Source organism: Aeromonas sp. ASNIH4 (assembly GCF_002934425.1).
Taxonomy (GTDB): Bacteria; Pseudomonadota; Gammaproteobacteria; order Enterobacterales; family Aeromonadaceae; genus Aeromonas; species Aeromonas hydrophila.
Window position 1 is genome coordinate 2,436,236 of record NZ_CP026217.1, and the last position, 26,081, is coordinate 2,462,316.

Genomic DNA, 26,081 nt, shown 5'->3' on the forward strand with positions numbered 1-26,081 from the left:
CAGAAATGTGGATGTTATTCCCCAGCGCCGGTACGGTGCAGACGCTGCGGCATAACATAGACGAATGATTGACTGGAGGTTGTGTGCTGGCGGAGCTCGGCTATCTCTCACTGTTGCTGGCGACCGGGCTCGCCCTGCTGCAAGGCACCCTGCCTTGGCTGGGGCTGCGGCTCGCCTCACGGCCGCTGCTCGGCTGCGCAATACCGCTGGCCCTCCTGGTCGCGCTCCTGCTGTTGGCTGCCCTGCTGCTGCTCGCCGGCTGTTTTGGCCTCGATGACTTCACCCTGGTCTATGTGGCCCAGCACGCCAACAGCGCCCTGCCGCTGGGCTTCAAGCTGGCGGCCGTGTGGGGCGGTCACGAGGGCTCCATGCTGTTCTTCGTCTTTGCGCTGGGGTTGTGGGGCGCGCTGGTGGCTCTTTGCTCCAGGCGGGTCGATCCGCTGATCACAACCCGGGTATTGGCCATCATGGGGCTGATCGTCGGGCTGTTCGGCCTCTATACCCTGATCTTCTCCAGCCCGTTTGACCGCCAGTTCCCGGGGCCGCTGGAGGGGCGCGACCTCAACCCCATGCTGCAGGACATCGGCCTCATCATTCACCCGCCCCTGCTCTATCTCGGTTACGTCGGCTTTGCCGTCAACTTCGCCTTCGCCATGGCGGCGCTGCACTCGGGTCGGCTCGATGGCGCCGTGGCCCACTGGAGCCGCCCTTGGGCGCTCGGCTCCTGGGTGTTTCTCACCGCCGGTATCGTGCTGGGTTCCTGGTGGGCCTATTACGAGCTCGGCTGGGGCGGCTGGTGGTTCTGGGATCCGGTAGAAAACGCCTCCCTCTTGCCCTGGCTGCTCGGCACCGCCCTGCTGCACGCCCTGGTGGTGTGCGAGAAGCGCGGCGCTTACGGCCACGCCGTGTTGCTGCTCTCTATTTTTACTTTCTCGCTGAGCCTGCTCGGCACCTTCGTGGTGCGCTCCGGGGTGCTCACCTCGGTACACGCCTTTGCGGTCGACCCCAGCCGCGGCCTCACCCTGCTGTTGCTACTCGGCTTGCTGCTCACCTGTGCCCTCACCCTGTTTGCCCTGCGGGCAGACATTCGCGCCCCCTATGCCCGCTTTGGCTTGCTGTCAAAAGAGGGGCTGCTCGGTGCCGCCATCCTGCTGCTCAGCGTGGCCTGTGCCAGCGTGCTGCTCGGCACCTTCTACCCCATGGTGTTCCAGTCGCTCCATCTGGGCTCGCTCTCGGTGGGCGCCCCCTATTTCAATACCATCTTCGTGCCGCTGGCCCTCTGCCTGATGGCGCTGATGACCCAGCTGCCGCGCCTGCGCTGGCAGCATCTGGCAGCCCAGCGCCGCATCAAGGTGCTGCTCCCATGCCTGCTCGGCCTGCTGGGGGGCGCCTTGCTGAGCCTCGCCTATCCCGAGCCGCTGCGAGGCGGCTGGCTGGGGCTCGCGGCCAACGTGCTGAGCCTCTGGCTGATGGCCAGCCTGCTGCTCCCGCTCTTGCAGCCGACGTCGCTGCGCGAGCTCACCCTCAATCGGTTCGGCAGCCTGCTGGCCCACCTCGGGGTGGCGGTGTGCGCCCTCGGCATTGCGCAGGTGAGTCACCACAGTCAGGAGGGGGGCGCCATGCTCGCCGCAGGCCAGCCCTATCGGCTCGGCGCCTTCGAGTTTCGCTATGAGGGGAGCGAGCCCATCATCGGCCCCAACTACACCGCCGAGCGCATCACTCTCAGCGTGCATCAGAACGGTAAAGAGGTGGCGCGGCTGACGCCGGAGCGGCGTCACTACCGCGTGCGCACCATGAACATGAACGAACCCGGGATCAAATGGGGAATGCTCGGCGATCTCTACGTGGTGCTGGGTGAGAAGATGGGACCAGGCGCCTATGCTATGCGGCTGCACTACAAGCCGCTGGTACGCTGGATCTGGCTCGGCGGCCTGTTGATGATGGCGGGCGGCGCCCTGCGTCTGCTCGCCCGCCGGCCGCTGTTGGCTAGCCATCCAGCCCCAGCTGCCGCTCCCTACCCTCGGCTCGAACAGGAGTCCTTATGAACGCCCGTCTGCGCCTGTTCGTGCCGCTGGTGCTCACCATGGGGCTCGGCGCCCTGCTCTGGCTCGGCCTTGGCAACAACCCCTACAGCCAGGATGAGGCCGTCGCCGGGCGCACCCTGCCTGCGTGGCAGAGCGACAATCTGCTGGGTGGAAATCCGATCCAGACCGCCAACCTCAAGGGGGAGCCCTTTGTGCTTAACGTCTGGGCCAGCTGGTGCCCCAACTGCCGCGCCGAGCATCCGCTGCTGAGTGAGCTGGCCAGCACCGTGCCCCTCTACGGCCTCAACTACCGGGACAAGGAGGATGCGGCCCGCGCCTGGCTTATCCAAGCTGGCAACCCCTATCGCGCCGTGCTGGCCGACCCCGACGGCCGACTCGCGCTGGAGCTCGGCGTCTACGGCACGCCGGAAACCTATCTCTTCGCCGGCGACGGTACCCTGCTGACCCGCCATACCGGCCTGCTCACCCGGGAGATCTGGCAACGCCAGTTTGCCCTCCAGCTTGCAAAGGCCCGCAGCAACACCGCCGGCCAGCCCGAACTGGAGAGACAAGTGCAGGAGAGCAAGCCATGAGCCGTCTCGGCCACGCCCTGATCGCGCCGCTCTTGCTGGCCTTGAGCCTCGGGGCCCTTGCCAGCGGGGTCGACACCTATGAGTTTCGCCACCCCGAGCGGCAGACCCGCGCTCAGGATCTGGCCCGCGCCCTGCGCTGCCCCCAGTGCCAGAACCAGAACCTGGTGGAGTCCAACTCCCCCATCGCCCGGGATCTGCGGCTCGAGGTCTATCGCTGGGTGGACGAGGGGCAGTCTGATCAGCAGGTGATCGCCCGCATGACGGAGCGCTTCGGCGATTTCGTCCGCTACGATCCCCCCTTCAAGCGCAGCACGGCGCTGCTATGGGGCGGCCCCGCCCTCTTGCTGTTGCTGGCGCTCAATCGCCTGCGCAGGAGCCTGCATCGCCGGCAACCGGCGCGGATGCCGCTTATCGGCGACAGAGCCGAGGGGATGCTCGCCCACGACCCCAGGGCCGAGCTGAACCGGCTGATCATGGCCGAACAGCAGGCGGGGCTTGCCCCCCACAGCCGCCTCTACCGGGAGCTGGAGCTGGCCCGTCTCGCCAACGCCACCCCACCTGCCGAGCAAACTCTGCGCGACCGGCTGGCCAAGGACCGCACCGCCCATCCGCAGCTTAGGCTGCGCACCTGGATACTGCTTGGGGGCCTGCTGCTGGCGCTGATGGCCGGTATTTATGCCGGCACCGGCCGCTATCAGGCATGGCAGGCGTATCAGTCGCGCCCCGATCCGCTGGCGGGGTTGAGCCCGCGGGATCTGCAAGACAAGGAGCTGGGCGCCCTGCACCAGCGTCTGCAAGCCAACCCCGCCGATCTCGACAGCTGGGCGGCGCTCGGTCAGCTCTATCTCTATCGGGGCGAATATGACAACGCCCTGCTCGCCTATCAGCGTCTCGCCCTGCTGGAGGGTGGCGCCAGCGCGGCAACCAAGGCCGCGCAAGCCACCGTGCTCTACTACCAGGCGGGTCAGCAGCTGACTCCCGAAGCAACCCGCCTGCTGGAGAACGCCCTCAAGCAGGATGCGGGGGAAGTAAGCGCCCTGATGCTGCTCGCTTCCGATCACTTCCTGCATGGCCGCTACAGCCAAGCCATTGCCCTTTGGCAGCAACTGCTTGATGGCGAGCGCCCTCGCATCAACCGGGCTGCGCTGATTGAGGCGATCCAGACGGCACGAATAATGGGGGGCTGACCGCCTCCTGTCACTTTGGCCCGCCACCATCGGCACAGACCGCTGCCGACCGGAAAATCACTTGCCACTCTGACTTGTCCGCCAAACAATACGGCTCTCTTTGGCCAACCTCTGGAGTCACATCATGCTCCCCATTCGCTACAAGGCCGTCTCCGACGTTGCCCTTGCCACTATCGATGGCGAAACAAAACTGCTGGTGATGAAACGGGTCAAGGGGGGCTTCTGGTGTCATGTGGCGGGCACGGTGGAGGCGGGTGAAACCGGCTGGCAGACCATTATTCGGGAGTTTGGCGAAGAGACGGGGATCAGGGTCACCGAGCTCTACAACGGCCAGTATCTGGAGCAGTTCTACGAGGCGAGCCTGAATACGATAGAGGTGGTGCCGGTCTTTGTGGTCTATTGCCCGCCCAATCAGGCGGTGACCCTCAACGATGAGCACACCGAATACCGCTGGTGCAGCCTGGCCGAGGCCAAGGCACTGGCGGGCTTCCCCGGCCAGCAGGCATTCTATGATCACCTCTGGCACTATTTTGTCGAAAACAGCCCCTCGGCGCTGATGCGGGTGGCCATGACACCATAGCGGGTGCATGCCAAGAGCCCTGCCGTTATCCCCTTGATCCTGTGATGATCCACATCCAGCCATATCCGCCATCAGCACATGTTGTCGCCCCTGATCAGGCCGTTTTCAGCAGAGATGATCACCCAGAATGAGCGAGAGGAACGAAACAAGCAACAGAGAGAGGTAAAAGAGTGACTATCTTGCGGCCAGGGGGCACCGCCAGCCGCGCGCCGCGACTAGGTTCCCCACTCCTGCCCACCCTGTCACTACTCGTATGAAGCCACCCATAGCCGCCATTACCGTTATTTCAAGGTGCGCCATCCCATAAAATTGAAATATCGGGCCATTAGACGTTGTGAAGCGTCAATTACCGTCATATAACTTAGCCAAATATCCCTGTCAGCCGTACGGTAGCGTCAAATCATGATTACTCGCCCTTTTCTTACCCTGTTGCTCGGTGCCTTCCTTGTTCCCGTCAGCATGGAGAGCGCCCAGGCCAATCCGTTTTCAGCCCAGTCCCACTCCCCCAACAGCTTTCTGGAGCAGCGCAACGATCTGGCGCTGAGCTCCGCCGCCTTTGTGGTGGCCAACCCGCGCACCGGTGAAGTGCTGTCGGAGCGCAACGCCAACCGGGTGATGCCGATAGCCTCCATCACCAAGCTGATGACGGCGCTGGTGGTGCTCGATGCCAACCAGCGGCTCTCCGAGATGTTGACCGTCACCATGGCCGACGTGGATCGCCTCAAGGGCACCGGGTCGCGGCTGGCGGTGGGCTCACGCCTGAGCCGGGCCGACATGCTGCACATCGCCCTGATGTCGTCGGAAAACCGCGCCGCCTCGGCGCTGGCCAGAAACTACCCGGGCGGCCAGCGCGCCTTCATCGAAGCGATGAATGCCAAGGCCCGCATGCTCGGCATGTGGAGCACCCAGTTCTCCGACAGTACCGGGCTCACCCCCCGCAACGTCTCCAGCGCCCACGATCTCGCCAAGCTGGTGGCGGCGGCATCCACCTATCCGCTCATTCGCCAGTACTCCTCCACCGAGGAGCGCATGGTGCGCAACGGCAAGCGCCAGCTGCACTACCTCAACTCCAACCGGCTGGTGCGCGAAGGGAGCTGGCCCATCTCCCTCTCCAAAACCGGCTATATCCGCGAGGCGGGTCGCTGCCTGGTGATGGCCACCCAGATCAACCGCGAGCCGGTGATCATGGTGCTGCTCAATGCCGACACCCCCAATGCCCGGGTGGCCGATGCCAAGCGGATCAAATCCTGGCTGGAGACTTCCGGTCGCATGAGCCTGACCGCCCAGTCCACTCCCCAGACCAAGCTATTCAGCAGCCAGTAAGGCGCCCGGCCATCCTCGTCAAAAAAGCCCCCGCATCCAGGTGCGGGGGCTTTTGTTGTTGAGCCTTGTGGTCAGGCCTGCTGGCTACGACGCCGAAGTGCTGGCGATCAGACCGGCTTGAGCCGCGCGGTGAAATGGCGCAGCAGCGGCGGCTCGTAGTCAAAGGTGAGCCCGCGAATGTCGCTGGCCCGCGCCTTCACCGCGATCAGGCAGTCGGCCACATAATCCATGTGATCCCGGGTGTAGACCCGGCGCGGAATGGTGAGGCGCAGCAGCTCAAAGTCCGCCGCCTCCTGCTTGCCGGTGGCGGGATCACGCCCGAGCAGCAGGGAACCTATCTCTACCCCGCGCACGCCCCCTTCCAGATAGAGCTCGCAGGCGAGCGCATGGGCGGGGAACTGCTCGGCCGGAATATGGGGCAGCAGCTTTTTGGCATCCACAAACACCGCATGACCGCCGGTGGGGGTCTGGATCGGGATGCCCGCCTCAGCCAGCCGCTCGCCAAGATAAGCCACCTGACTGATGCGGTAGGTGAGATACTCCTCATCCATCCCCTCGCACAGGCCGATGGCGAGCGCCGCCATGTCCCGCCCGGCAAGGCCTCCATAGGTGACGAATCCCTCCATCGCCACGCAGCGCACCTGCACCGCGCGAAACAGGTCGAGATCCTCTTTAAAGCAACAGAGCCCGCCGATATTGACCAGCCCGTCTTTTTTGGCGGACATGGTGAAGATGTCCCCCAGGGCAAACATCTGGCGCACTATCTCTTTGATGCTGCACTTCGCATAAGCCGGATCCCGCGCCTTGATAAACCAGGCGTTCTCGGCGAAACGGGCGGCATCGATCACCACCGGAATATGGTGACGACGGGCCAGCGTCGAGACCGCTTCCATATTGGCCATGGAGACCGGCTGACCGCCGGCGCTGTTGCAAGTCACCGTGATGATGATGCCGGCCACGTTGGCGGCCCCCAGGGCCTCGATGGTGTCGTTCAGGCGAGGGAGATCAAAATCCCCCTTCCAGGCGTAGGGGGCCGTGGTGTCGAGGGCTTTCGGAGTGAGCAGGTTGATGGCCCGCGCCCCGGCCAACTCCACGTGGGCCTTGGTGGTATCGAAGTGGTAGTTGGAGATGAAGACCGGCGCCTTGCCCTGACAACGCTTGACCAGCTCGGGGAAGAGGATCTGCTCGGCCCCGCGCCCCTGGTGGGTGGGTATCACATGCTGATAGCCAAAGATCTCGCGCACCGCGCGCTCCAGCTCGACAAAGTTGCGGCTGCCCGCATAGGCTTCGTCCCCCATCATGATGCCGGCCCACTGACGATCGGACATGGCACCGGTGCCGCTATCGGTCAGCAGATCGATATAGACATCCTCGGCCAGCAGCAGGAAGGGGTTCCAGCCAGCGGCCTCGAGGGCGGCACGGCGCTCGGCGCCAGTGGTCTGTTTGATGGGCTCGACCATCTTGATACGAAACGGCTCGGGTATACGACGCATAAAAGACTCCTCACCGACACAAGGCCAGTGTGTTTGAAATTGGGATAGGCAAAGAGGCCGGGGCGATCAGAGTCGTCCGGCTGACAAATTCAAACGGCGGGTGCCGCCAATCAGCGGTGAGGAAAGTCGAGGGTCAGAATGGGATCCCGGGTGTACCAGTGGGCGAGCAGGCAGGCTGCCCGGGGCGTAGCTGTCACGATTGGCATCACTCCCCTCCATGTCGGTTGTAACCAGTCGGTGGCCAATTAAGATCCGTTGATGAGTGCTGCCAGCAGGCAGCCTCGCCACGTTAACGGCAGGTTAATTGGCAGACAAGAGGCGCACCGCCGGGCTGTGCGCCTGCTCACAAAGCGTCCATTCACTTGGCCCGATACCGGCAATGGTGATCCCCCCAGCCCTCCGCTTCGTTAAGCTGTTATCCCGTTGACTTGACACCGTTCACGCACCTCGTTGCCCACAGCCGGAAGTCCCATGCATCGCAAAGCCCATCTGCCCGAGAAGATCTGCCCCGTCTGCCAGCGTCCCTTCAGCTGGCGGCGCAAGTGGGCGAAAAGCTGGGAGGCGGTTCGCTACTGCAGCGAGCGCTGTCGCCACGCTCGTCATAGCAGCCGTCAACATAACGGGGAGCCAGTCTGATGGAGCTGCGCCTTGTGCTCGGCGATCAGCTGAACGCCAGTCACAGCTGGTTTCGCACCCCGGATCCGGCGGTTTGCTATCTGATGGCGGAGCTGCGGCAGGAGACCGACTACTGCCGCCACCATCGCCAGAAGGTGCTGGCCTTCTTTGCCGCCATGCGCACCTTCGCGGCGGCTCTCAAAAAAGCTGGCCATCGCGTCTGTTACCTGACCCTCGATGAGAGCGCCCGCTGGCCCGACTTGCCCAGCCTGCTGGCAGCTCAGATCGCGGCGCATCAGGCCGACAGCGTTGCCTGGCAGAGCCCGGACGAGTGGCGCCTCGCCAGCCAGTTGAAAAGCTGGGCGGCGGGCCTTGCCATCCCTGCCACCGAGGTGGAGAGCGAGCATTTCCTCACCCCCCGCGATGGCTGGCAGCGCTACCCCCACAGCCGGATGGAGTTCTTCTACCGCGCCCTGCGAAAGCAATACAGGGTGCTGCTCGATGAGCGCGGCCAACCCCTTGGCGGGCGCTGGAACTTTGATGATGAGAACCGCGCCAAATTGCCGGCGAGCCAGCCCATCCCGGCCCCCCTCACCTTTGCCAACGAGGTGAGCGACATCGATGCCATGCTGACCCGCCACGGGGTCAGTACCATCGGCGAGGCGGATGCCAGCAGACTGCCCTGGCCCATCAGCCGGCGCCAGAGTCGCGAGTTGCTGGCCCATTTTCTGGCCCACTGCCTGCCCCACTTTGGCCGCTATCAGGATGCCCTGAGCGAGCGCGGCTGGAGCCTGTTTCACAGCCGCCTGTCGTTTTCCCTCAACAGCAAGATGCTTCATCCGCTAGAGGTGATCCGCGCCGCCGAAGCCCACTGGCAGACCAATCAGGGCACTATCACCCTGGCGCAAGTGGAGGGCTTTATCCGCCAGATCCTCGGCTGGCGCGAGTTCGTGCGCGCCCTCTACTGGGACAAGATGCCCGCCTATCAGCAGACCAATTTTCTCGGGGCCGAGCGGCCGCTACCCGGTTTTTTCTGGAGCGGTGAAACCAAGATGGCCTGCATGCGCCACGCCATTGGCCAGTCTCTGGAGCACGCCTACGCCCACCATATCCAGCGGCTAATGGTGACCGGCAACTTTGCCCTGCTAGCGGGGATCGATCCTGACGAGGTGGATGCCTGGTATCTCGGCATCTATGTGGATGCCATCGAGTGGGTGGAGCTGCCCAACACCCGCGGCATGAGCCAGTTTGCTGATGGTGGCCTGATGGGCAGCAAGCCCTACGCCAGCAGCGGCGCCTATCTCAAGCGGATGGGCCACTACTGCAAGGGGTGCCACTATCAGGTGAAGGCCCGCCACGGCGATGGGAGTTGCCCCTTCAACAGCCTCTACTGGCACTTTCTCTGGCGCAATCGGGACAAACTTGGCGGCAATCCCCGCCTCGCCCTGCCCTATGCCAACTGGGATGGCCAGGCCGCCGAACAGCAGCACGCCATCCTGACAACGGCGGAGCAGTACCTGATCCGGCTGGAGCAGCTCTGACTGCCACAGCTAATACCAACAAGTCCACACTTTTCAACATTGAAAACCAGTTAAATAAATGTAAATAGATATATATCCCAATTATATCTACACCAGTTGAATATCCTGTGGCGGCTGATTAAGGTGAGGGCCCCAGTCAAGGAGAGACAAGATGGACATAGTGGTACTCGGTGGTGGCGTGGTCGGCGTGACCAGCGCCTGGTATCTGGCCAAGGCGGGTCACAAGGTGACGCTGCTGGAGCGGCGTGACGGGGTGGCCCTTGAAACCAGCCACGCCAATGCCGGCCAGATCTCCCCCGGTTACGCGGCCCCCTGGGCGGCCCCCGGCATTCCCCTCAAGGCCGCCAAGTGGCTGCTGCAAAAGCATGCCCCCTTCACGGTGCGACCAACCTCGGATCCCTTCCAGCTGCGCTGGATGCTGAAGATGTTTGCCAACTGCACCCCGGCGGCCTATGCGGTCAACAAGGGGCGCATGGTGCGGCTGGCCGAATACAGCCGCGACTGCATGAAGCTGCTGCGCGACGAGCTGAGCATCGATTATGAAGGGCGCCAGCTCGGCACCCTGCAGCTGTTTCGCAGTCAGGCCCAGCTCGATGCCAGCAAGCGCGACATCGAGGTGCTGGAAGAGTACGGCGTGCCCTACCAGTCCCTCGATGCCGCTGGCTGTGAAGGGGCAGAACCGGCGCTGGCCCGGGTACGTGGCAAGATAGTGGGCGGCCTGCGCCTGCCGGGCGATGAGACCGGCGACTGCTTCCGCTTCACCAAGGCAATGGCAGCAGAAGCGCAGCGACTGGGGGTCAAGTTCGTGTTCAACTGCGCCATCGACGAGATCGAACTGGCGCAGGGACGCGCCGTGGCGGTGCGGGCCGGCGAGCAGCGCTTCAAGGCCGACGCCATCGTCTGTGCCCTCGGCAGCTATGCCACCGGGTTTCTGCGCCCGCTCGGGCTCGATCTGCCCGTCTACCCGGTCAAGGGCTACTCCCTCACCCTGCCGATGATCAACGCCGAGGCCTCGCCGCGCAGTACCGTGCTGGACGAAACCTACAAGGTGGCCATCACCCGCTTCGATGAGCGGATCCGAGTCGGTGGCATGGCGGAGCTGTCGGGCTACAACCTGGCCCTCAACCCGAAACGGCACGACACCCTGGCCATGGTGGTCGGCAATCTCTTCCCCGAGGGGGGCGACATCAGCCGCGCCGACTTCTGGACCGGGCTGCGCCCCATGACGCCGGATGGCACCCCGCTGGTGGGCCCAAGCCCCATCCCCGGCCTCTGGCTCAACACCGGCCACGGCACCCTGGGCTGGACCATGGCGGCGGGCTCGGGTCAGCTGCTGTGCGATCTCATCAGCGGCAGCGACACCGCCATCAGCGACGAAGGGCTCACCCTGGCTCGCTACGGCTGAGCCTTCTCCTCCGTCTCTTCCCGTTTCATCCCAAAGAGGGAGTGCCTGGCACTCCCTCTTTTTTTGACCCCAGTTTGTTTTGACCGCAGTTTGTTTTGACCCCAGTGCGGTTTATTCAGCCTCTGCCGCCGCACCGCCCGGCATCAGGGTGGGCAGCGCTTGCCACACCCGGGCGGGATCCGGCTCGGCGATGGCGCTCGCCACCAGTTGCTGCAGCCAGTGGCGATGGAGCAGCCAGATGGGATCCCCCTGCCGTCCCTGCTCCTTGGCGCACTGCTTGACCACATCCGCCGTCCGGTAGAAGTAGCGGATCAGGCTGGTGAGCTCGGGCTCGGGCCAGCGGCAGCCAAAATGGCGCAGCCGCTCGTGCCAGAACGCCAGCTGGCCGTGCTCGTGCTCCTGCTCGAGCCCATGCAGAGCCGGGATGAGATCCATCGCCTGCCACAGGGCCCCGTAGCCGACGAAGCGCTCATCCAGTGCGTCCAGCGCCTGATCCAGCATGGCCAGGGTCTGCGGCCAGTCGTCGGCCTGCTGGCGGATTGTCGCCTGCGCCTCGCACACCGCCGCCAGCCAGTCCATCGCCAGCCGGCAGATGATCGCTTCCTTGTTGGGATAGAGGTGATAGAGCGACTTGATGCCCACCCCGGCGCGGGCGGCGATGGCATTGGTGTTGAGCGCCGCGAACCCCTGCTCCCGCAGCAGCGCCAGGGTGGCCTGCTCGATGCGGGTCGCCACCTCCTGACTGCGCTGCTGCCGCGGCTGACGCCGCATGCTGAGCCCCTCTGGCAATGCGTGTTCCGCCATTGCGTCTCTCCCTCCATGGTCACCGAGTCTCATCACTACATGATGAGACAGACTCAACACAAGTCAAAAAAAGTGCAGCAATCACTGGCATTTTCCGGCACAGCTGCAATAAACAACTGTGCTCATATTTGCAGTAATCACTGCAATCATACAAGGAGAGCACGCAATGGATGGCAAACAACACAACCACCGCCGGGGGCTGGTCGCCCTGCTGATGACAGCCCTGCTCGGCGGCTGCCAGCAGGACAACCGCTCGCAGGAACCGACCAGTACCCTCTACTTCAACGGCAAGATTTACACCCAGGACGGCCAGCGCAGCCTAGCCGAGGCCATGGTGGTCGAGGATGGCAAGTTCCGCTACGTCGGCTCGCGCCAGGGGGCCGAATCCTTTATGACCAGCGCGACCCGCCAGGTGGATCTGCAGGGGCGCATGGTGCTGCCGGGGCTGCACGACAACCACATCCACCTGCTCGGCACCGTGGCCCTGCCCATGTGCGATCTGGATGGTCAGGCCGTCGATCTCGATCAGCTGGCTGCCAAGGTCAAGGCGTGCCTGCCCCGCTACGCCGGGCAGCCAGGCGAGTGGCTGGTGGTCAATCAGTGGTCCCCTTACGACGGCAATACCCCGACCGCCAGCCATGCCACCCTGCTGGCCACCCTGGATGCCGTGGCGCCGGACAATCCGGTGGTACTGCTCGGGGCGGACGGTCACGCCAGTGCCTACAACTCGCAGGCACTGGCCAGCGCCGAAGATCAGGATGGCAATCAGGTGGGCTTCAACCCCGCCACATTGGCGCCGAGCGGGGTGTTCGAGCGGTTCATCCCCTATGTGGACTTGACCAGCGGCGTCATCCGGGAGGGGGCCCGCAGCGCCATTCCGGTGCCGGACAGCGGAGTGCTGAGCGCCAGCGATGAGCGGGCCGCCGCCCAGTACGAGCAGATCCTGCCGGCCATCGCCACCCTGATGGCCTCGCGCGGCATCACCGGCGTGCAGGACGCCTGTGCCACCGACTTCATCCGCCAGCGCCTGCTCAACATGCAGGCTCGGGGGCTGCTGCAGATGCGCATCACCGCCGCCACCTGCTTTCACGAGGATGACTACAGCGGCAAGCTGGACATCGAGGGGCACTTGGCCAAGGCCACTCAGGTCAGAAGCGCCTTTGCCGGCAACCCGCTGATCAAGGCCGATGCGGTCAAGATCTTCCTCGACGGAGTGCTGGAGGGGGATCCCTTCACCGCGCCGCCTTTCCTGCCCAACGCCGGCATGCTGGAGAACTACCAGAACCCCCATCTGGTGCTGGATCCGGACAGCGGCCGGGTCACCATCACCGCCGACAGCGAAGACGCCGGCAGCAACGGCATCGTCAACTATCGGGAGGCGGATCTGAAGCGCTACGTCACCGCACTGGACGGGGCGGGTTTTGGCATCCACATGCACAGCATCGGTGATCGCAGCACCCGGGTCGGGCTCGATGCGCTGGCTGCCGCCCGCGCCAGCAACGGCGATCGGGGCATCCCCCACACCCTGGCCCACCTGCAGGTGGTGCATCCGGACGATCAGCGCCGCCTCGGCGAGCTCGGGCTCTACCTCACCTTCACCTACGCCTGGACCACGCCCCAGCTTGCCTACGACATGCTGGTCACCCCCTTCATCCAGCCAACCAGGGCTGGCCAGTCCCTGAGCGAGGCGCTCTACGATCCGCTGGGCTATCTGCAGCAGGCCCTCTATCCGGTCGAGAGCAGCCGCAAGGCGGGCGCCATCCTGGTAGCGGGCAGCGACGCGCCGGTCGACAGCCGGGATCCCCGCCCGTTTGAGAACATGGCCGCGGGCATCGTGCGAGCGGCCGGCAGCGACGATGCATTTCGCGCCAGCCAACGTATCTCGCTGACCGAGATGCTGGCTGCCTACACCATCAACGGTGCCAGGGCGGTGCGCCAGGGGGAGATCACCGGCTCCATCGAGGCGGGCAAATCCGCTGACTTCATCGTGCTCGACCGGGATCTGTTCGCCCTGGTCGAAGCCGGCACGCCGGAGCAGATTGCCGACACCCGGGTCGAGCAGACCGTGTTTCAGGGCAACACCATCTACCCGGCCCCCTGAGCCAAACCGCTGACAACAAAAAGGCCCCGCAAGGGGCCTTTTTTATGGACTGGCCGGCGCGCCGGTTTCGCCCTGCGCCGGATGCAGCGCCAGGTTGAATAGCGCCGCCACCATGTCCGACTGGGTCAGGATCCCCACCAGCTGCTCGCCATCCACCACCGGCATGTGGTGCAGGCCGCCATCGGAGAAGGCGCCCACCAGATCGTAGAGCGGCTGATAGCGGCGGGCGGTCGACACGTTGCGGGTCATCAGGTCCGCGACCCGCAGCTCGGCCAGATCCGCGGCGCCTCGCGGCTGTTGCAGCGCCCGGTCGATCATCAGGTCATGCAGGGTGATGATGCCGGTCAGCCTGCCAGCCTCGTCCACCACCGGCAGCGCCTTGACCTGATGGTGGGAGAGCAGTTGCCAGGCCGCCATGGCCGGCTGCTGCGCCGCTATCAGGATCAGATCCCGCGACATCACGTCCTGCACCCGCACCGTGCCCACCCTGGCCCGCAGGGCGTGCAGCTGGGCCTCCTGCAACAGCGCCTGCAGATCCTGGCGGCTGATGTCGAGCAGCTCGCCGTGCTTTTCCAGCGCAAAGTCGATGTCCGCCGCCTGGGTCGCCACCCGCTCGCTCGGCTGGGGATCGGCGGTCTGGTGGCGATTGGGCTGGGCCTGACCGCTGTTGGGGTAGCGCCGTCCCAGCTGCCGGTTGTAGCAGAGCGCCAGTAGCAGCAACAAGAGCGAGTTGAGCAACACCGGCAGCAGCACATAGCCGACCCCGAGCTGGCGGATCCCTTCACCGCCGATGACCGCGGTCAAGGCCACGGCGCCGCCGGGCGGATGCAGGCTGCGGGTGAGAAACATGGCGGCGATGGCCAGCATCACGGCAAGGGCCGCAGCCAGCGCCGGATCCGCCACCAGGCTGGCACTCAGCACCCCCATCAGCGCCGAGACCCCGTTGCCCACCACGATGGACCAGGGCTGGGCCAGCGGGCTGGCGGGCGCGGCAAACAACAGCACGGCGGAGGCCCCCATGGGAGCGATCAGCCAATGGACCTCAAGCCCCAGCCCCCAGCGACACAAGAGGGCGGTACCCAGCAGCCCGACGAAGGCGCCCAGGGCGCCGTAACAACTCTCTTTGATACTGGTATTGGTGGATACCGGAAAAAAATCCCTGAACTGCATGGGGCTCCTGCGCTGATAACATTTATTTCAAATGCGCAATTTTAACGGTATCCCCTCGCCCAATACCACCGCCAGATGCAGCTAGGCCCCTCTTATTTGGTGACGCGCGGCCTCATGGGAGTCACACCACCATCCCTCTGCTCCCCGCGCTCGCCAAGAAACTGTGATGCAGCAACAAATTCTTACAAAAAAGCCGCTGACGCCCCCCTTTCCCCCTTCTCTTAACACGCCCTTAAGAATCGCAGTGTCATCTTGAGCTCATCTTCATGCACGGAGCCACTACTTATGAGCACCATCAGAGATGCCCTTCGCCGCTTCGACGGCCAGCGCCGCTGCTGGACCGCCGGGCTGGAGCGGGCCGCCCTCGCCTGGCTCGCGCGTCAAGGCCGACTGCCGGCAAGCAGCCAGCCTCCCCGGCGGGTCCTGGTCATTCGCAGTACCTGCCGCATCGGCAACAATCTGTTTCTGCTGCCCTTTTTGCAGAAGGTGCGCAGCGCCCACCCCCACGCCGAGATAGAGCTGGTGTGCAGCGGCGGTCAGCTGCTCCCCTTCCTCGCCGATCTGCAACTGCAGCGCATTCATCCGGTCAAGCTGCAGGGCAAGCGGCTGCTGGCCTCCCTGTCGGTGCTGTGGCGGCTGCGCCGTCAGCACTATGATCGGGTCTACGTGCCCTTTGCCTCCAGCACCGATCACCTGATCGCCGGCTGGGTGAAGGCGCGCGAGAAGCTCGGCTTTGACGATGCCAAGGGCGACGCCCTGTTTCCCCAGCCCCTCACTCCCAACCAGCACTGCCATTACGCCCACCAGCCGCTGCAACTGCTCGGCATGCACGGCCATCTCGCCGATCAGATTGAGCTCGGCAGCCTGCTGCACAGCGCCAGCCCACGGCTGCTGGCACTCAGGCACGACTACCCGGCGCGGCCGCTCATCGGCTTTTTCACCGGGGCCCGCAAGGGCAAGGGGCTCTCTCTGCCCCAGTGGCAACGACTGCTCGCGGATCTGCACCGCCACTACCCCAGCGCCCTGCTGATCCAGCTTGAGGATCCCGTCGATCCCCAGCCCCGGCTCGGGGACGTGCAAGTCTCCCTCTCCAGCCTGAGCGAGCTGGCCCGCTTTGCCGGCGGCCTCTCCCTCTTCGTCAGCGGCGACACCGGGCCGCTGCACCTGGCCGCCGCCAGCGGCGTGCCCTGCCTCGGTCTCTTTACCCAGACCGATCCCGCCCGCTACGGCTGCCTCGGCGCCCAGCACCTCAATCTGGTGATCGGTGATCGCAATACCATCCCCCTCGATCACCACTGGCTGGCCGAGGCGCTGGCAAGGGAGCCCCAGCCGCAGCAGCTGCCGAGCGCCCCCTCGCCCGTCCCAAGCCCGGGGCTTGCCAGCGGCGCGTTTGTCGTCACCCTCTGAGGGGCTTCAAGCGCACAAAAAAAGAGGGAAGGCTTGCGCCTTCCCTCGTTCGTTATGCCCGTACTCTCTTGTTGTTTGCTGATGCTCTTCAGGCCAGCTCGGCACGCAGCGCCTTGGTGGCATCGACCATCACCTTGAGGGCCGCCTCGGTCTCTTCCCAGCCGCGGGTCTTGAGGCCGCAATCCGGGTTGACCCACAGCCGCTCGGCCGGGATCTGCTTGGCCGCCTTGCGCAGCAGGCCTTCAATCCAGCTCTGGCTCGGCACGTTCGGCGAGTGGATGTCGTAGACGCCCGGGCCGATTTCGTTGGGGTAGTTGAAGCGCTCGAATGCTTCGAGCAGCTGCATCTGGCTGCGGCTGGTCTCGATGGTGATCACGTCCGCATCCAGCGCCGCCACTGCCTCGATGATGAGGTTGAAGTCGCTGTAGCACATGTGGGTGTGGATCTGGGTGCTGTCCGCCACCGGGCTTGCACTCAGACGGAAGGCCCGCACCGCCCAGTCGAGATAAGCCTGATGATCCTGCTTGCGCAGGGGCAGACCTTCACGGATCGCCGGCTCGTCGATCTGGATGATCTTGATGCCAGCGGCTTCGAGATCTGCCACCTCGTCGCGAATGGCCAGGCCAATCTGCAGGGCGGACTGCTCGCGACTCACGTCTTCGCGCGGGAAGGACCAGCAGAGGATGGTCACCGGGCCGGTCAGCATGCCCTTGACCGGCTTGTCGGTCAGGCTCTGGGCAAACTTCGTCCACGCCAGGGTCATGGGGGTCGGTCGGTCGATGTCACGGGTGATCACCGGCGGCTTGACGCAGCGGGAGCCATAGCTCTGTACCCAGCCGAAGCGGGTGATGGCAAAGCCATCCAGCAGCTCACCGAAATACTCCACCATGTCGTTGCGCTCGGCTTCACCGTGCACCAGCACGTCCAGCCCGATGGCCTCCTGGCGCAGGATGGCATCCTTGATCTGGGCCTGAATGCCCGCCTCGTAGGCTTGGTCGTCGATGCGACCGGCCCGCCAATCCTGGCGCAGCACCCGAATTTCCGAGGTCTGCGGGAAGGAGCCGATGGTGGTGGTGGGCAACAGCGGCAGCTTGAGATCCGAGCGCTGCGCGTCAGCCCGCACCGGGTAGGCGCTGTGGCGATCGAAATCACTGTTGGTCAGGCTGGCCAGCCGTGACTGCACCGCCTTCTTGTGCACCCGGCTGTCGGACTCCCGATCCACGATGGGCTGGCTGTAGGCAGTGATCTTGTCCAGCTCCCCGCCGTTGAGATGGTCAGCCAGCAGCCCCAGCTCGTAGCATTTTTGCAGGGCGAAGGCGAACCAGCTGCGGGTCTGGGCATCCAGCTCCAACTCGAGGGTCAAGTCCACCGGGCTGTGCAGCAAGGAGCAGGAGGAAGCCACCCAGAGCCGCTCGCCGAGCTTGGCCTTCAGTGCTTTCAAGGTCGGTACCAGCTTGGCCAGGTTGGCACGCCAGACGTTGCGACCGTTGATGACCCCGGCCGAGATGACCCACTGGGCCGGCAGGTGCGGGACTAGCGTCTCCAGCTGCTCGGGGGCCGCCACCAGATCCAGGTGCAGGCCGTCCACCTTCAGGCTGGTGATGATGTCGCGCTGATGGGCCACCGAACCGAAATAGGTAGTCAGCAGCAGCTTGCAGGGACCGGCCAGACGCTCGTAAGCGTTGAGATAAGCCAGCCGCCACTCGTCCGGCAGGTCCAGCGCCAGCGCCGGCTCGTCGATCTGCACCCACTCCACCCCCTGGGCGGCCAGTTTCGCCAGGATCTCCTGATAGACGATGAGCAAGCGGTCGAGCAGTTCGAGGCGGGAGAAGCCGCTCTCTTTCTCCTTGCCAAGCCACAGGTAGGAGACAGGGCCCAGCAGCACCGCCTTAACCGGCAGCCCCAGCGCCTTGGCCTCTTCCACTTCGTCAAACAGCTGGCTCCAGCCCAGTTTGAAGCGCTGGTCGCGGCTGAACTCGGGCACCAGGTAGTGATAGTTGGTGTTGAACCACTTGGTCATCTCGGCGGCGGCAGCGGCCGGGCCGGTCGGCGCACGGCCACGGGCGACCCGGAACAGGGTATCGAGATCGGTGTCGCCATGACGGTGGCGGGCGGGGATGGCATCCACCAGCAGGCTGGTGCCGAGCACCTGATCGTACCAGGCGAAGTCACCCACCGGCAGCAGGGTCACACCGGCCTGTTGCTGGGCCTGCCAGTGACGCTCACGCAGGCTCTTGCCGGTGGCGATGAGTTCGGCCTGGCTGGTTTCGCCGCGCCAGTAAGATTCGAGGGCAAATTTCAGCTCGCGCTTGGCGCCGATACGGGGAAAGCCCAGGGTGTGTGCGCAGGTCATAGGTTCCATTCCTTATGCTCATTCATCTGATGGTGAACTGGATGATTTAGCCATCCAGATGTTTACACATCCAAAATGACAAGATAAGGTGGCGTTGGCTATTGAATCCTTTTCAACTGGCTCTCAAGAAATTCTCAAGGCGGGCAACAAGCCGCCGCCCAGGCACAACAAGGAGGGATACCATGGCGGTGTCAAGCAACCCGGGGATCGACATCAAGCACCTGAAGACGGTGAGCGCGCTGGCCGAACAGGGCTCGCTGGCCGGTGCGGCGCTGACCCTCAACCTCACTCAGTCCGCCCTCTCCCACCAGCTCAAGGAGCTGGAGACCCGCCTCAACCTGGAGCTCTATCTGCGCAAGAGCCGCCCCCTGGTGCTGACCGCGGCCGGCAACCAGCTGCTGGGGCTGGCCCGCCAGGTGCTGCCGGCGCTGGCGCAGACCGAGAAACAGCTGCAGGCCCTGCACAGCGGCGAGGCCGGTCGCCTTCACCTGGCGCTCGATTGCCACAGCTGCATCCAGTGGCTGCTGCCGCTGTTGCCCGATTTTCGCCGCCAGTGGCCGGGGGTGGATCTGGAGGTGGAGTCGGTGCCGGGCTTTGATGCCATCAGCGCCCTGCTCGGCGGCCAGCTCGACTTGCTGCTCACCTCGGACGTGCAGGCGCGCGGCGATCTCCACTTCGAGCCGCTGTTCGCCTTCGAGCTGGTGCTGGTGACGGCGCCGGATCACCCTCTCTGTGGGCAGCAGACCATCAAGCCTGAGGATCTGCGCCCCGAGGTGCTGTTGGTCTACCCGGTGGAGCGGGCACGGATGGACGTGTTCAGCCGCTTCCTGCAACCAGCCGGCATCGAGCCCGCCCGCTGCAAGCCGGTGGACAACACCTCCGTGATGCTGCAGATGGCCGCCGCTGGCCTTGGTGTCGCCGCCCTGCCGCGCTGGGCCTGCGAGGAGTTTGTCCGTCAGGGGCTGCTCGAGGCGCGCCCGCTCGCCGAGGGGGTACGCCGCCACATGTATGGCGCCGTGCGCGCCGCCGACCGGGATCAAGCCTGTCTACAGAGCCTGTTCGAGCGGATTCGCACCAAGATGGGCGACGTAAGAGCGCAGTAACTTGCAGGAGCAAGGACGCTACGCCGACCAGGATCATCTGAACCTGCAAACGGCAGAGCCTGTTTGAGCGCATTCGCACCAAGATGGGAGACGTAAAGGCGCAGTAAAAAGCCGCCTTGGGGCGGCTTGTCATCACGCAGGGCTTCTCTGTTCAAGCCCCCTCTTCACAGCTCGCCGCCCCCTGCCGCCGCGGGCAGTTGGCGCAGAGCTCACCATCGCGGCGCTTGTAGTGCAGGCAGCAGCGCTGGCGCACATAGCCGACCAAGCCGGCCGCTGGCGGCCAGGGTGCCGGTTGCCAGCCCGCCAGGTGCTCGGCCGGCAGGCCGCAGGCGGCAAGCCAGTGCGGCGCATGGGCCGCCACCTCGGCGGGGCTTACCTCATCAAAGAACGCGGGCACCCGCACCAGCGCCGCCAGCAGATCGTCCGCCAAGAGCGGCCGCACGAAGCCGGGTCGCAGCCGCTGCACCTGCCCGAGCGCTGCGAACAGCGCCTGCCAATGGGCCTGCAGCCGCTCGCCCGCCGTCTTGATCAAGCGCTCCAGCTCTCCCTTGATCATGGGCTCGGCCGGCAGGGTAAAGCCCGAAACCAGCCCATCCTGATAGCCCTGGCCCAGCCTCTCCAGCGCCGGCACGGCCCGCAGCCGATAGACGGCCACCATGGCAAGATAGATGGATTGCCAGCAGAGCATGCCCCAGCTGCGGGTGAGCCAGTAGGCGGGACCCGCCTCCGGATGGGCCAGCCGCCAATACTCGTGCAGCGCGGCCGCCACCTCGGCCGGCGTGGCCTGTTTGGTCGCCGTCAACAGCGCCGCAGCCTCGCCGGCAGCCACCAGTCGCCCCTTGAGGGACGGGATAAGCCCGGCTGCGGCCGCAAACAGGGCGCCGTGATCCGCCAGCGCCTGCAGATCCGGCTCGCGCCGCGCGCCCGGGGTGCGGGCATGGCGGCCGGCGCCGCGCATGGGGTGAGAGAGTCCCGGGTGCGGCCCGGGACGCAGGGTCAGAATACGTATTTGAGTCGCGCCTCCACGCTGCGCTCTGCCCCGAACCAGCAGTTGTTCTGGTCGTAGCAGGAGTAGTAGGTTTTGTTGAACAGGTTGCTGGCGCTGAGTGACACCTCCACCCCTTGCAGAAGCTGGCTGAGCTGGGCCAGATCGTAGGAGGCAGCCATGTCCATCAGCAGGTAATCCGGCACGGTGTCGGTGTTGGCGGCATCAAGCTGGGCCTCCCCCACATAGCGCAAGCCAGCCCCCAGGCGCACTCCTGCCAGCGAGCCGGCCGGCAGGTAGTTGCTCCACAGCGAAGCCATTTGCTTGGGCACCCAGACCGGGGTCTTGCCCTGCAGGCTGGTGGTGTCGCGGGTGATCTCCATATCCTGACGGGTATAGCTCAGCGCCAGATCCCAGCGACTGGTGAGATCGACGCGCCCCTCCAGCTCGACCCCCTTGGAGACCATCTCGCCGGTCTGCAGCTTGGGCCCGTAGACATTGTCCGGATCCGTCACCAGGGCATTTTGCTTGGTGATGTGGAACGCCGAGAGCGTGGCGGTCTTGCTCATGTCCTCGGAGAGGAACTTGAGCCCCCCCTCCCACTGCCGTCCAGTAGCCGGTTTGAACGCTTGGCCCTGTTTGTCCGCCCCCGCCACCGGTTCGAAACTCTCGGCATAGCTCACATAGGGTGAGAGACCGTGATCCAGCTCGTAGAGGGCGCCGAGGCGCAGCGAGAGGTTGTCCTGATCAATCTGGGCCAGGCTGTTGCTCGCCGCCCCCTGATAGAGGGTCCGGCTGTCGGTGTCCATCCGGTAGCGGTCGTAGCGGGCGCCGCCGATGGCCACCAACCGATCGAGGCGCACCTGATCCTGCAGGTAGAGGCCGCTCTGATACTGGCGGATGGTTCGGTTGTCCTGATAGTTGAAGGCCAGGTCTGCCGGCACTATCTGCTGGTGGTTCGGGTTGAAGATGTCGATGGCCGGGGCCGCATAGTCGAGGGTATCCCGGTAGAGAATGCGCGCATCCAGATACTGGTAATCCACCCCCAGCAGCAGGTTGTGCTGGGCCTTGCCGGTCTGCACCTGGCCCGCCAGCTGGTTGTCGATGACAAAGCCGCGAGACTCTTCATCGGTCAGGTAGGCGTTGCGGGCCAGGGTGCGGTTATCGGCCGCCAGCGCCGCGTTGTAGGTGTTCTGCTGGTTGGCCGAGGCATCCATGTAGCGGGCGTTTTGCAGCAGCTGCCAGTTGGCGTTGAAGTCGTGGCTCAGCTTGTACCCGAGCAGGGTCACCTCCCGGCTGTAGTGGTTCCAGTTTTCATCGCCAAGGAAGGTATCGCTGCCAAGCTGGCCCAGCGGGTTGGACTTGACCGAACCGCTGGCCGGCACCGTGGTGTAGATGCCGGCTTGCGGGTCTTTCTGGTAATAGAGGTTGAGGTTCAGCAGGGTGCGATCACTCAACTGCCAGTCGAGAGAGGGCGCCAGCACGTAGCGCTCCTCCTCTGAGGTCACCGCCTGACCCTCTTTCTGGCGGGCCAGCCCCACCAGCCGATAGGCAAACTGATCGTTGAGGGCGCCGGTGCTGTCGAGGGTCAGCTCCTTGAGGGTGCCCGTCCCGCTCGCCACGCTGACGCTGTGCCTGCTCTCCCGCTGGGGGCGCTTGGCGATGAGGTTGACCATGCCGCCGGGGGGCATGCTGCCGTAGAGCACGGAGGTGGGCCCCTTGAACACTTCCAGCTGCTCGATGGCCACTGGATCGATCTGGGGCTGCAGGTTCCAGTCGTTGTACTGCAGCAGCAGGCCGTCGTAGAAGTTCTGGTAGTTGTCAAAGCCGCGGATGTTGAACAGATCCAGCCGGTTGACCGCTCCGCCCCGCAGTTCGGTGTTGACGCCAGGCACGTAGCGCAGCGCCTCGCTCACCGAGCTGACGCCGCGCTGTTCCAGGGTGTCACCCTCCACCACCGAAATGGCCTGGGGCGTCTCCAGGGGGTCGAGCCGGGTCTTGGTCGCGGTGTTGCGATAGGTCTCGCCGAGCACGGTCAGGGTCTCGTCTGCCCGGGTCTGTGTCGGGCGCTCGGTGGCGGCTGCCTGCACGGGGCCTGCCAACAGGGCGGAGATAGTCGCGGCGACCAGGGTCAAAGGGGGGTGAGTGGCGTACATCTGATCCTCGAATGCAATGAGTGAATAGTAACAAATCTCATTTGCATTTTATTGGGTCATTTTGCCCTTGAATTAACAATTTGGGGCATGTTGGCGCTAAAGAGGGAGAAAACTCGGCCAATTTGGCCCCATCCGGCAACCTAAACTGCGGCAGCAACGCAGGCGATGTCGAATGGATATCGAAGCCTGGCGCAGCAAAAAGGAAAGAGGGAATAGCAGCACCCGGCACCCGCCGGGCAAGGGAATAGCCCTGTCAGAGAGGGTCGACGGGCAGCCAGTACTCCATGCGGGCATCCGGCTGGTTGCCGTCAAAATCGGGGGCGTAACGCTCCAGCTCGAAACCGTCCACCCCGCGATAACCGGAGCTCGGCAGCCAGTGCAGGATGAACCAGTTGAGGGTCTGCCCCAGCTGGCTGACGGGGCCCACGTGGCTTAGCACAGCGTAGGTCTGGGCCGGCACCGGGAGGCGCGCCAGACCGGCAGGCAAGCTGGCCCCCTCCTCCATCACGCTGCCCGCCCAGTAGGGGAGCGACTCGCCGGCACCAGCAACATCCACCACCCCCACCCGCTCCTGCCCGGGTGGCAAACCGCCCGCCGTGCGCAGGGCGCGCCAGATGGCGGGCACCGTCTGCTGAAAGTCGGGGGCGGCGGCAAACAGCCCGCGGATCTGCCCCTTCACCCCTTGCAGGATAAAGCCCGGCTGGCTCTCGATCCGTACCTGTACCAGCCTGGCAGGCATGGGTTGCGGCAGGGTAGCCCGCACCAGGGGGGTACGCAGCCCCAGCCGCAGACCGCGCTTGCGATAGGCCAGCGGCGAGCAGCCGAACTGCTGCTTGAAGGCGCGGCTGAAGCTCACCTCGGAGCCAAAACCGTAACAGAGCGCCAGATCCAGCACCCGCTGGCGACCAGACAACAGCGCCTCTGCCGCCTGGCTCAGCTTGAGCTCGCGCACATAGTGGGCCACCGTCAGCCCCGTCTCATGGAGGAACACCCGCTGCAGCTGCCAGCGCGACCAGCAGCTCTGCTCCGCCAGCTCGGCCAGCGCCAGCGGCTGATCCAGATTGGCGTGGATGTAGTCGAGCACCCGCTCGATGCGGGTCAGCTGGCTGTGCGGCTGGGGCACGGCGTCGGGAGTGGTGGGCAAGATGGGCATGACGAGATCGGATCTGGGCTGTCGGCAAGGCGCTGCGCGCAAGGGCCCCATTAAACATGGCCGCGACCTTGGCGGCAAGCGCTGGCCGCAGCGCTCACCCCGGCCCCCTTGTCCGCCCCTTAGGCCAGCGCGTCAAGCCAGCTTGGCAGACTGTCACAAAAGTGACGCGTTTGCCTGTCAGATTGTTTGAAAACAAATATATCAATTACCTCAAAAAGCCCATAAAGTCCTCGTTCGAATCTTTTACGCAGGGAGAGCCAAGATGAAGAAAGTTGCCTTGATCACCGGAGCCCGTGGCGGCATCGGATCCGCCATCACCACCGCCTTGCTGGCCCAGGGGTATCGCATCATCGCCACCCACTCCAGCCCCAACGGGGCGGCGGCGCACGACTGGTACGGGGAGCAGGGTTTTCGGCCGGATCAGGTGCGGCTGCTGGCGCTGGACGTGGCCGACACTGCTATGTGCCGCGACACTCTGGGCCGATTGCTGCAGGATGAAGGGCGGGTGGACGTGCTGGTCAACAATGCCGGCATCACCCGGGACGGGGCCTTCAAGCGGATGACCCCGGAGCAGTGGTTCGAGGTGATCCACACCAACCTGTGCAGCCTCTACAACGTGACCCAGCCGCTGTTCGACGCCATGTGCGAGCAGCGCGATGCCCGCATCATCAACATCTCCTCGGTCAATGGCCAGAAGGGGCAGTTCGGCCAGGTCAACTACTCGGCCGCCAAGGCGGGTATGCTGGGCTTCACCAAGGCGCTGGCGGCGGAAGGAGCCCGCTTCGGGGTGACGGTCAACGCCATCGCCCCCGGCTACACCGCCACCCCCATGGTGGAGGCGATCCGCACCGACATCCTCGACAGCATCAAGGCCGACATCCCCATGCGCCGGCTGGCCAAGCCGGAAGAGATCGCCGCCGCCGTGGTGTTTCTTGCCAGCGAGGCAGGTGCCTATATCACCGGCGAGACCCTGGCCATCAACGGCGGCCTCTACATGAAGTGAGGCCGGGCCTGTTTTCACCGGCATTGCATCGACAGAGGGCAGCCCGCGGGCTGCCCTCTTTTTTGATCCGGCCAACCGGAACGGCCTTCTTCCTTGCCCGGACTACGGACGTGTCGCCACGGCCCCCACCGGTTCGGCGAAGTGGCTGCGCAGGGCGGCGATCACCCGGCGCACCTTCTCCGGGATCTCCCGCTGCGGGGTGATGGCGTGGATCTCCATGGGTGGCACCCGAAAGCCCGGCAGCAGTTCCAGCAGGCGGCCCGAGGCGAGATCGTCGGCGATCTCCCCCTCCGGCTGCAGCGACACCCCCTGCCCTGCCAGGGTGAACTGGCGCAGCGGCAGCACGTTGTTGCAGACCACCCGCGGCTTGGGCTTGACCCTGTGCCCCTGCCCCTTCTCGTCGAAGAAAGTCAGGCCGCCGCTCAGCATATCGGCGGCCAGCCAGTCATGATCCAGCAGCGCCTCCGGGCTGCGCGGGGTGCCCTTGCGCGCCAGGTAGGCGGGCGAGGCGCACAGCAGCATCCGGGTCTGGCCCAGCTTGCGCGCCACCAGGGTGGAGTCCGAGAGCGTGCCGACCCGCAGCGCCACGTCGATGCGCTCGGCAATGAGATCCCGCTTCTCGTCGTCGGCGATGATCTGGATGCACAGGCCGGGGTGGGCCTGCAGCAGCGGCGAGAGCGCCCGCGCCAGCGGCTGGCCGGCCATCCCCACCGGGGCGGTGATCCGAACTTCACCGAGCAGGCTGTCACGCACCTCCGAGAGGCGCAGCTCGGTCTGGTTGAGGGTCTGCTGCAGGGACTGGCACCCTTGCCACACCACCTCCCCCGCCTCGGTCAGGTTGAGGCGGCGGGTGGAGCGGTGCAGCAGGGTGAGGCCGAGCAGGCTCTCCAGCTGGCTGATATGCTGACTGACGGCGGAGGGTGTCATGCCGAGGGCCTTGGCGGCGCCGGTCATACTGCCCGCCTCGACCACGGCGGCGAAGATGGCGTAACGCTTGAGCTGTTCCATTATTAAATCCAGCTTATAAGTGAATGCAATTTACAACGGATTATTAAATCACATTCGGGGGCGTAGGATAGCCCCAT

General features: G+C 64.9%; 20 protein-coding genes. 12 read left to right on the forward strand and 8 right to left on the reverse strand.

The genetic code is table 11. The annotated features are described in order from the left end of the window. The first annotated feature begins 83 nt into the window (after positions 1–83). From nrfE to pbpG, 5 genes are all read left to right on the forward strand, one after another. A complete protein-coding gene (gene nrfE, locus C2U40_RS11195) occupies positions 84–2,045 on the forward strand; it encodes a heme lyase NrfEFG subunit NrfE (protein WP_103826791.1) in 1,962 nt (653 codons plus the stop codon). Continuing rightward, positions 2,042–2,617 (forward strand): DsbE family thiol:disulfide interchange protein, encoded by a 576-nt coding sequence (locus tag C2U40_RS11200; RefSeq protein ID WP_103826790.1) that lies wholly within the window; start codon positions 2,042–2,044, stop codon positions 2,615–2,617. Before nrfE ends, C2U40_RS11200 begins: the two co-directional genes overlap by 4 nt. Further along, entirely contained in the window at positions 2,614–3,804 is a 1,191-nt protein-coding gene (gene nrfF / locus C2U40_RS11205; protein ID WP_103826789.1) for a heme lyase NrfEFG subunit NrfF, read from the forward strand. Before C2U40_RS11200 ends, nrfF begins: the two co-directional genes overlap by 4 nt. 124 nt (positions 3,805–3,928) lie before the next feature. Then, entirely contained in the window at positions 3,929–4,384 is a 456-nt protein-coding gene (locus C2U40_RS11210; protein WP_103826788.1) for an NUDIX hydrolase, read from the forward strand. A 402-nt stretch (positions 4,385–4,786) separates the two neighbouring features. Continuing rightward, positions 4,787–5,707, forward strand: a complete 921-nt coding sequence (gene pbpG / locus C2U40_RS11215) for a D-alanyl-D-alanine endopeptidase (protein WP_011706303.1) — start codon at positions 4,787–4,789, stop codon at positions 5,705–5,707. Positions 5,708–5,814: 107 nt separating this feature from the next. Here pbpG and C2U40_RS11220 read toward each other — a convergent pair whose 3' ends face one another. Next, positions 5,815–7,200 (reverse strand): tryptophanase, encoded by a 1,386-nt coding sequence (locus C2U40_RS11220; protein ID WP_103826787.1) that lies wholly within the window; start codon positions 7,198–7,200, stop codon positions 5,815–5,817. A gap of 471 nt (positions 7,201–7,671) precedes the next feature. On the opposite strand from C2U40_RS11220, the gene C2U40_RS11225 reads away from it, so the two are divergent. The 3 genes from C2U40_RS11225 (at position 7,672) to C2U40_RS11235 (ending at position 10,761) form a co-directional block, all read left to right on the forward strand. After that, complete coding sequence (locus tag C2U40_RS11225; RefSeq protein WP_080756240.1) at positions 7,672–7,836, forward strand: DUF2256 domain-containing protein; 165 nt, start codon at positions 7,672–7,674, stop codon at positions 7,834–7,836. After that, on the forward strand, positions 7,836–9,356 hold the full coding sequence (locus tag C2U40_RS11230) for a cryptochrome/photolyase family protein (RefSeq protein ID WP_103826786.1): 1,521 nt from the start codon (positions 7,836–7,838) through the stop codon (positions 9,354–9,356). The genes C2U40_RS11225 and C2U40_RS11230 overlap by 1 nt, the downstream gene beginning before the upstream one ends. Before the next feature lie 151 nt (positions 9,357–9,507). After that, positions 9,508–10,761: a D-amino acid dehydrogenase gene (locus tag C2U40_RS11235; RefSeq protein ID WP_103826785.1), complete on the forward strand. Its 1,254-nt coding sequence runs from the start codon at positions 9,508–9,510 to the stop codon at positions 10,759–10,761. Between the two features lie 111 nt (positions 10,762–10,872). Here C2U40_RS11235 and C2U40_RS11240 read toward each other — a convergent pair whose 3' ends face one another. Further along, positions 10,873–11,565, reverse strand: a complete 693-nt coding sequence (locus C2U40_RS11240; protein WP_181014690.1) for a TetR/AcrR family transcriptional regulator — start codon at positions 11,563–11,565, stop codon at positions 10,873–10,875. Between the two features lie 166 nt (positions 11,566–11,731). Between C2U40_RS11240 and C2U40_RS11245 the strand changes: the two genes are divergently transcribed. Then, positions 11,732–13,666 (forward strand): amidohydrolase, encoded by a 1,935-nt coding sequence (locus C2U40_RS11245; protein WP_103826784.1) that lies wholly within the window; start codon positions 11,732–11,734, stop codon positions 13,664–13,666. Positions 13,667–13,708: 42 nt separating this feature from the next. Here the strand turns inward: C2U40_RS11245 and C2U40_RS11250 are convergent, their stop codons facing one another. Continuing rightward, a complete protein-coding gene (locus tag C2U40_RS11250; RefSeq protein ID WP_103826783.1) occupies positions 13,709–14,836 on the reverse strand; it encodes an HPP family protein in 1,128 nt (375 codons plus the stop codon). A gap of 285 nt (positions 14,837–15,121) precedes the next feature. Between C2U40_RS11250 and C2U40_RS11255 the strand changes: the two genes are divergently transcribed. Beyond that, positions 15,122–16,243: a glycosyltransferase family 9 protein gene (locus C2U40_RS11255; RefSeq protein ID WP_103826782.1), complete on the forward strand. Its 1,122-nt coding sequence runs from the start codon at positions 15,122–15,124 to the stop codon at positions 16,241–16,243. A gap of 88 nt (positions 16,244–16,331) precedes the next feature. Here the strand turns inward: C2U40_RS11255 and metE are convergent, their stop codons facing one another. After that, positions 16,332–18,596 carry a 5-methyltetrahydropteroyltriglutamate--homocysteine S-methyltransferase gene (gene metE / locus C2U40_RS11260; RefSeq protein WP_181014689.1) on the reverse strand — a complete coding sequence of 755 codons (2,265 nt, stop codon included), beginning with the start codon at positions 18,594–18,596 and terminating at the stop codon, positions 16,332–16,334. Between the two features lie 182 nt (positions 18,597–18,778). On the opposite strand from metE, the gene C2U40_RS11265 reads away from it, so the two are divergent. Continuing rightward, positions 18,779–19,699 carry a LysR substrate-binding domain-containing protein gene (locus C2U40_RS11265; protein ID WP_103826780.1) on the forward strand — a complete coding sequence of 307 codons (921 nt, stop codon included), beginning with the start codon at positions 18,779–18,781 and terminating at the stop codon, positions 19,697–19,699. 151 nt (positions 19,700–19,850) lie between these two features. Here the strand turns inward: C2U40_RS11265 and C2U40_RS11270 are convergent, their stop codons facing one another. The 3 genes from C2U40_RS11270 to C2U40_RS11280 all read right to left on the reverse strand — a co-directional run bounded on the left by C2U40_RS11270 (position 19,851) and on the right by C2U40_RS11280 (position 24,071). Continuing rightward, on the reverse strand, positions 19,851–20,657 hold the full coding sequence (locus C2U40_RS11270; RefSeq protein ID WP_103826779.1) for a siderophore ferric iron reductase: 807 nt from the start codon (positions 20,655–20,657) through the stop codon (positions 19,851–19,853). 38 nt (positions 20,658–20,695) lie between these two features. After that, positions 20,696–22,840: a TonB-dependent siderophore receptor gene (locus C2U40_RS11275; protein WP_104467486.1), complete on the reverse strand. Its 2,145-nt coding sequence runs from the start codon at positions 22,838–22,840 to the stop codon at positions 20,696–20,698. A 253-nt stretch (positions 22,841–23,093) separates the two neighbouring features. Then, the gene (locus tag C2U40_RS11280; protein ID WP_103826778.1) at positions 23,094–24,071 is read right to left on the reverse strand and encodes an AraC family transcriptional regulator; all 978 of its coding nucleotides are present in this window, start codon (positions 24,069–24,071) and stop codon (positions 23,094–23,096) included. 184 nt (positions 24,072–24,255) lie between these two features. Between C2U40_RS11280 and C2U40_RS11285 the strand changes: the two genes are divergently transcribed. Continuing rightward, entirely contained in the window at positions 24,256–24,996 is a 741-nt protein-coding gene (locus C2U40_RS11285) for an SDR family oxidoreductase (protein ID WP_011705821.1), read from the forward strand. A 102-nt stretch (positions 24,997–25,098) separates the two neighbouring features. Here C2U40_RS11285 and C2U40_RS11290 read toward each other — a convergent pair whose 3' ends face one another. Then, positions 25,099–26,004, reverse strand: coding sequence for a LysR family transcriptional regulator (locus C2U40_RS11290; RefSeq protein WP_103826777.1), 906 nt, complete (start codon positions 26,002–26,004; stop codon positions 25,099–25,101). Between the last annotated feature and the right edge of the window lie 77 nt (positions 26,005–26,081).

Bases quoted from the DNA above. Each gene is read 5' to 3' on its own strand.
- C2U40_RS11220 (WP_103826787.1), bottom strand. From the start codon at position 7,200: ATGCGTCGTATACCCGAGCCGTTTCGTATCAAGATGGTCGAGCCCATC.
- C2U40_RS11285 (WP_011705821.1), top strand. From the start codon at position 24,256: ATGAAGAAAGTTGCCTTGATCACCGGAGCCCGTGGCGGCATCGGATCC.
- C2U40_RS11210 (WP_103826788.1), top strand. From the start codon at position 3,929: ATGCTCCCCATTCGCTACAAGGCCGTCTCCGACGTTGCCCTTGCCACT.
- C2U40_RS11245 (WP_103826784.1), top strand. From the start codon at position 11,732: ATGGATGGCAAACAACACAACCACCGCCGGGGGCTGGTCGCCCTGCTG.
- C2U40_RS11255 (WP_103826782.1), top strand. From the start codon at position 15,122: ATGAGCACCATCAGAGATGCCCTTCGCCGCTTCGACGGCCAGCGCCGC.
- C2U40_RS11250 (WP_103826783.1), bottom strand. From the start codon at position 14,836: ATGCAGTTCAGGGATTTTTTTCCGGTATCCACCAATACCAGTATCAAA.
- nrfF (WP_103826789.1), top strand. From the start codon at position 2,614: ATGAGCCGTCTCGGCCACGCCCTGATCGCGCCGCTCTTGCTGGCCTTG.
- C2U40_RS11230 (WP_103826786.1), top strand. From the start codon at position 7,836: ATGGAGCTGCGCCTTGTGCTCGGCGATCAGCTGAACGCCAGTCACAGC.
- C2U40_RS11240 (WP_181014690.1), bottom strand. From the start codon at position 11,565: ATGGCGGAACACGCATTGCCAGAGGGGCTCAGCATGCGGCGTCAGCCG.
- C2U40_RS11275 (WP_104467486.1), bottom strand. From the start codon at position 22,840: ATGTACGCCACTCACCCCCCTTTGACCCTGGTCGCCGCGACTATCTCC.
- C2U40_RS11265 (WP_103826780.1), top strand. From the start codon at position 18,779: ATGGCGGTGTCAAGCAACCCGGGGATCGACATCAAGCACCTGAAGACG.
- C2U40_RS11270 (WP_103826779.1), bottom strand. From the start codon at position 20,657: ATGCGCGGCGCCGGCCGCCATGCCCGCACCCCGGGCGCGCGGCGCGAG.
- C2U40_RS11200 (WP_103826790.1), top strand. From the start codon at position 2,042: ATGAACGCCCGTCTGCGCCTGTTCGTGCCGCTGGTGCTCACCATGGGG.
- C2U40_RS11235 (WP_103826785.1), top strand. From the start codon at position 9,508: ATGGACATAGTGGTACTCGGTGGTGGCGTGGTCGGCGTGACCAGCGCC.
- pbpG (WP_011706303.1), top strand. From the start codon at position 4,787: ATGATTACTCGCCCTTTTCTTACCCTGTTGCTCGGTGCCTTCCTTGTT.
- C2U40_RS11290 (WP_103826777.1), bottom strand. From the start codon at position 26,004: ATGGAACAGCTCAAGCGTTACGCCATCTTCGCCGCCGTGGTCGAGGCG.
- C2U40_RS11225 (WP_080756240.1), top strand. From the start codon at position 7,672: ATGCATCGCAAAGCCCATCTGCCCGAGAAGATCTGCCCCGTCTGCCAG.
- metE (WP_181014689.1), bottom strand. From the start codon at position 18,596: ATGACCTGCGCACACACCCTGGGCTTTCCCCGTATCGGCGCCAAGCGC.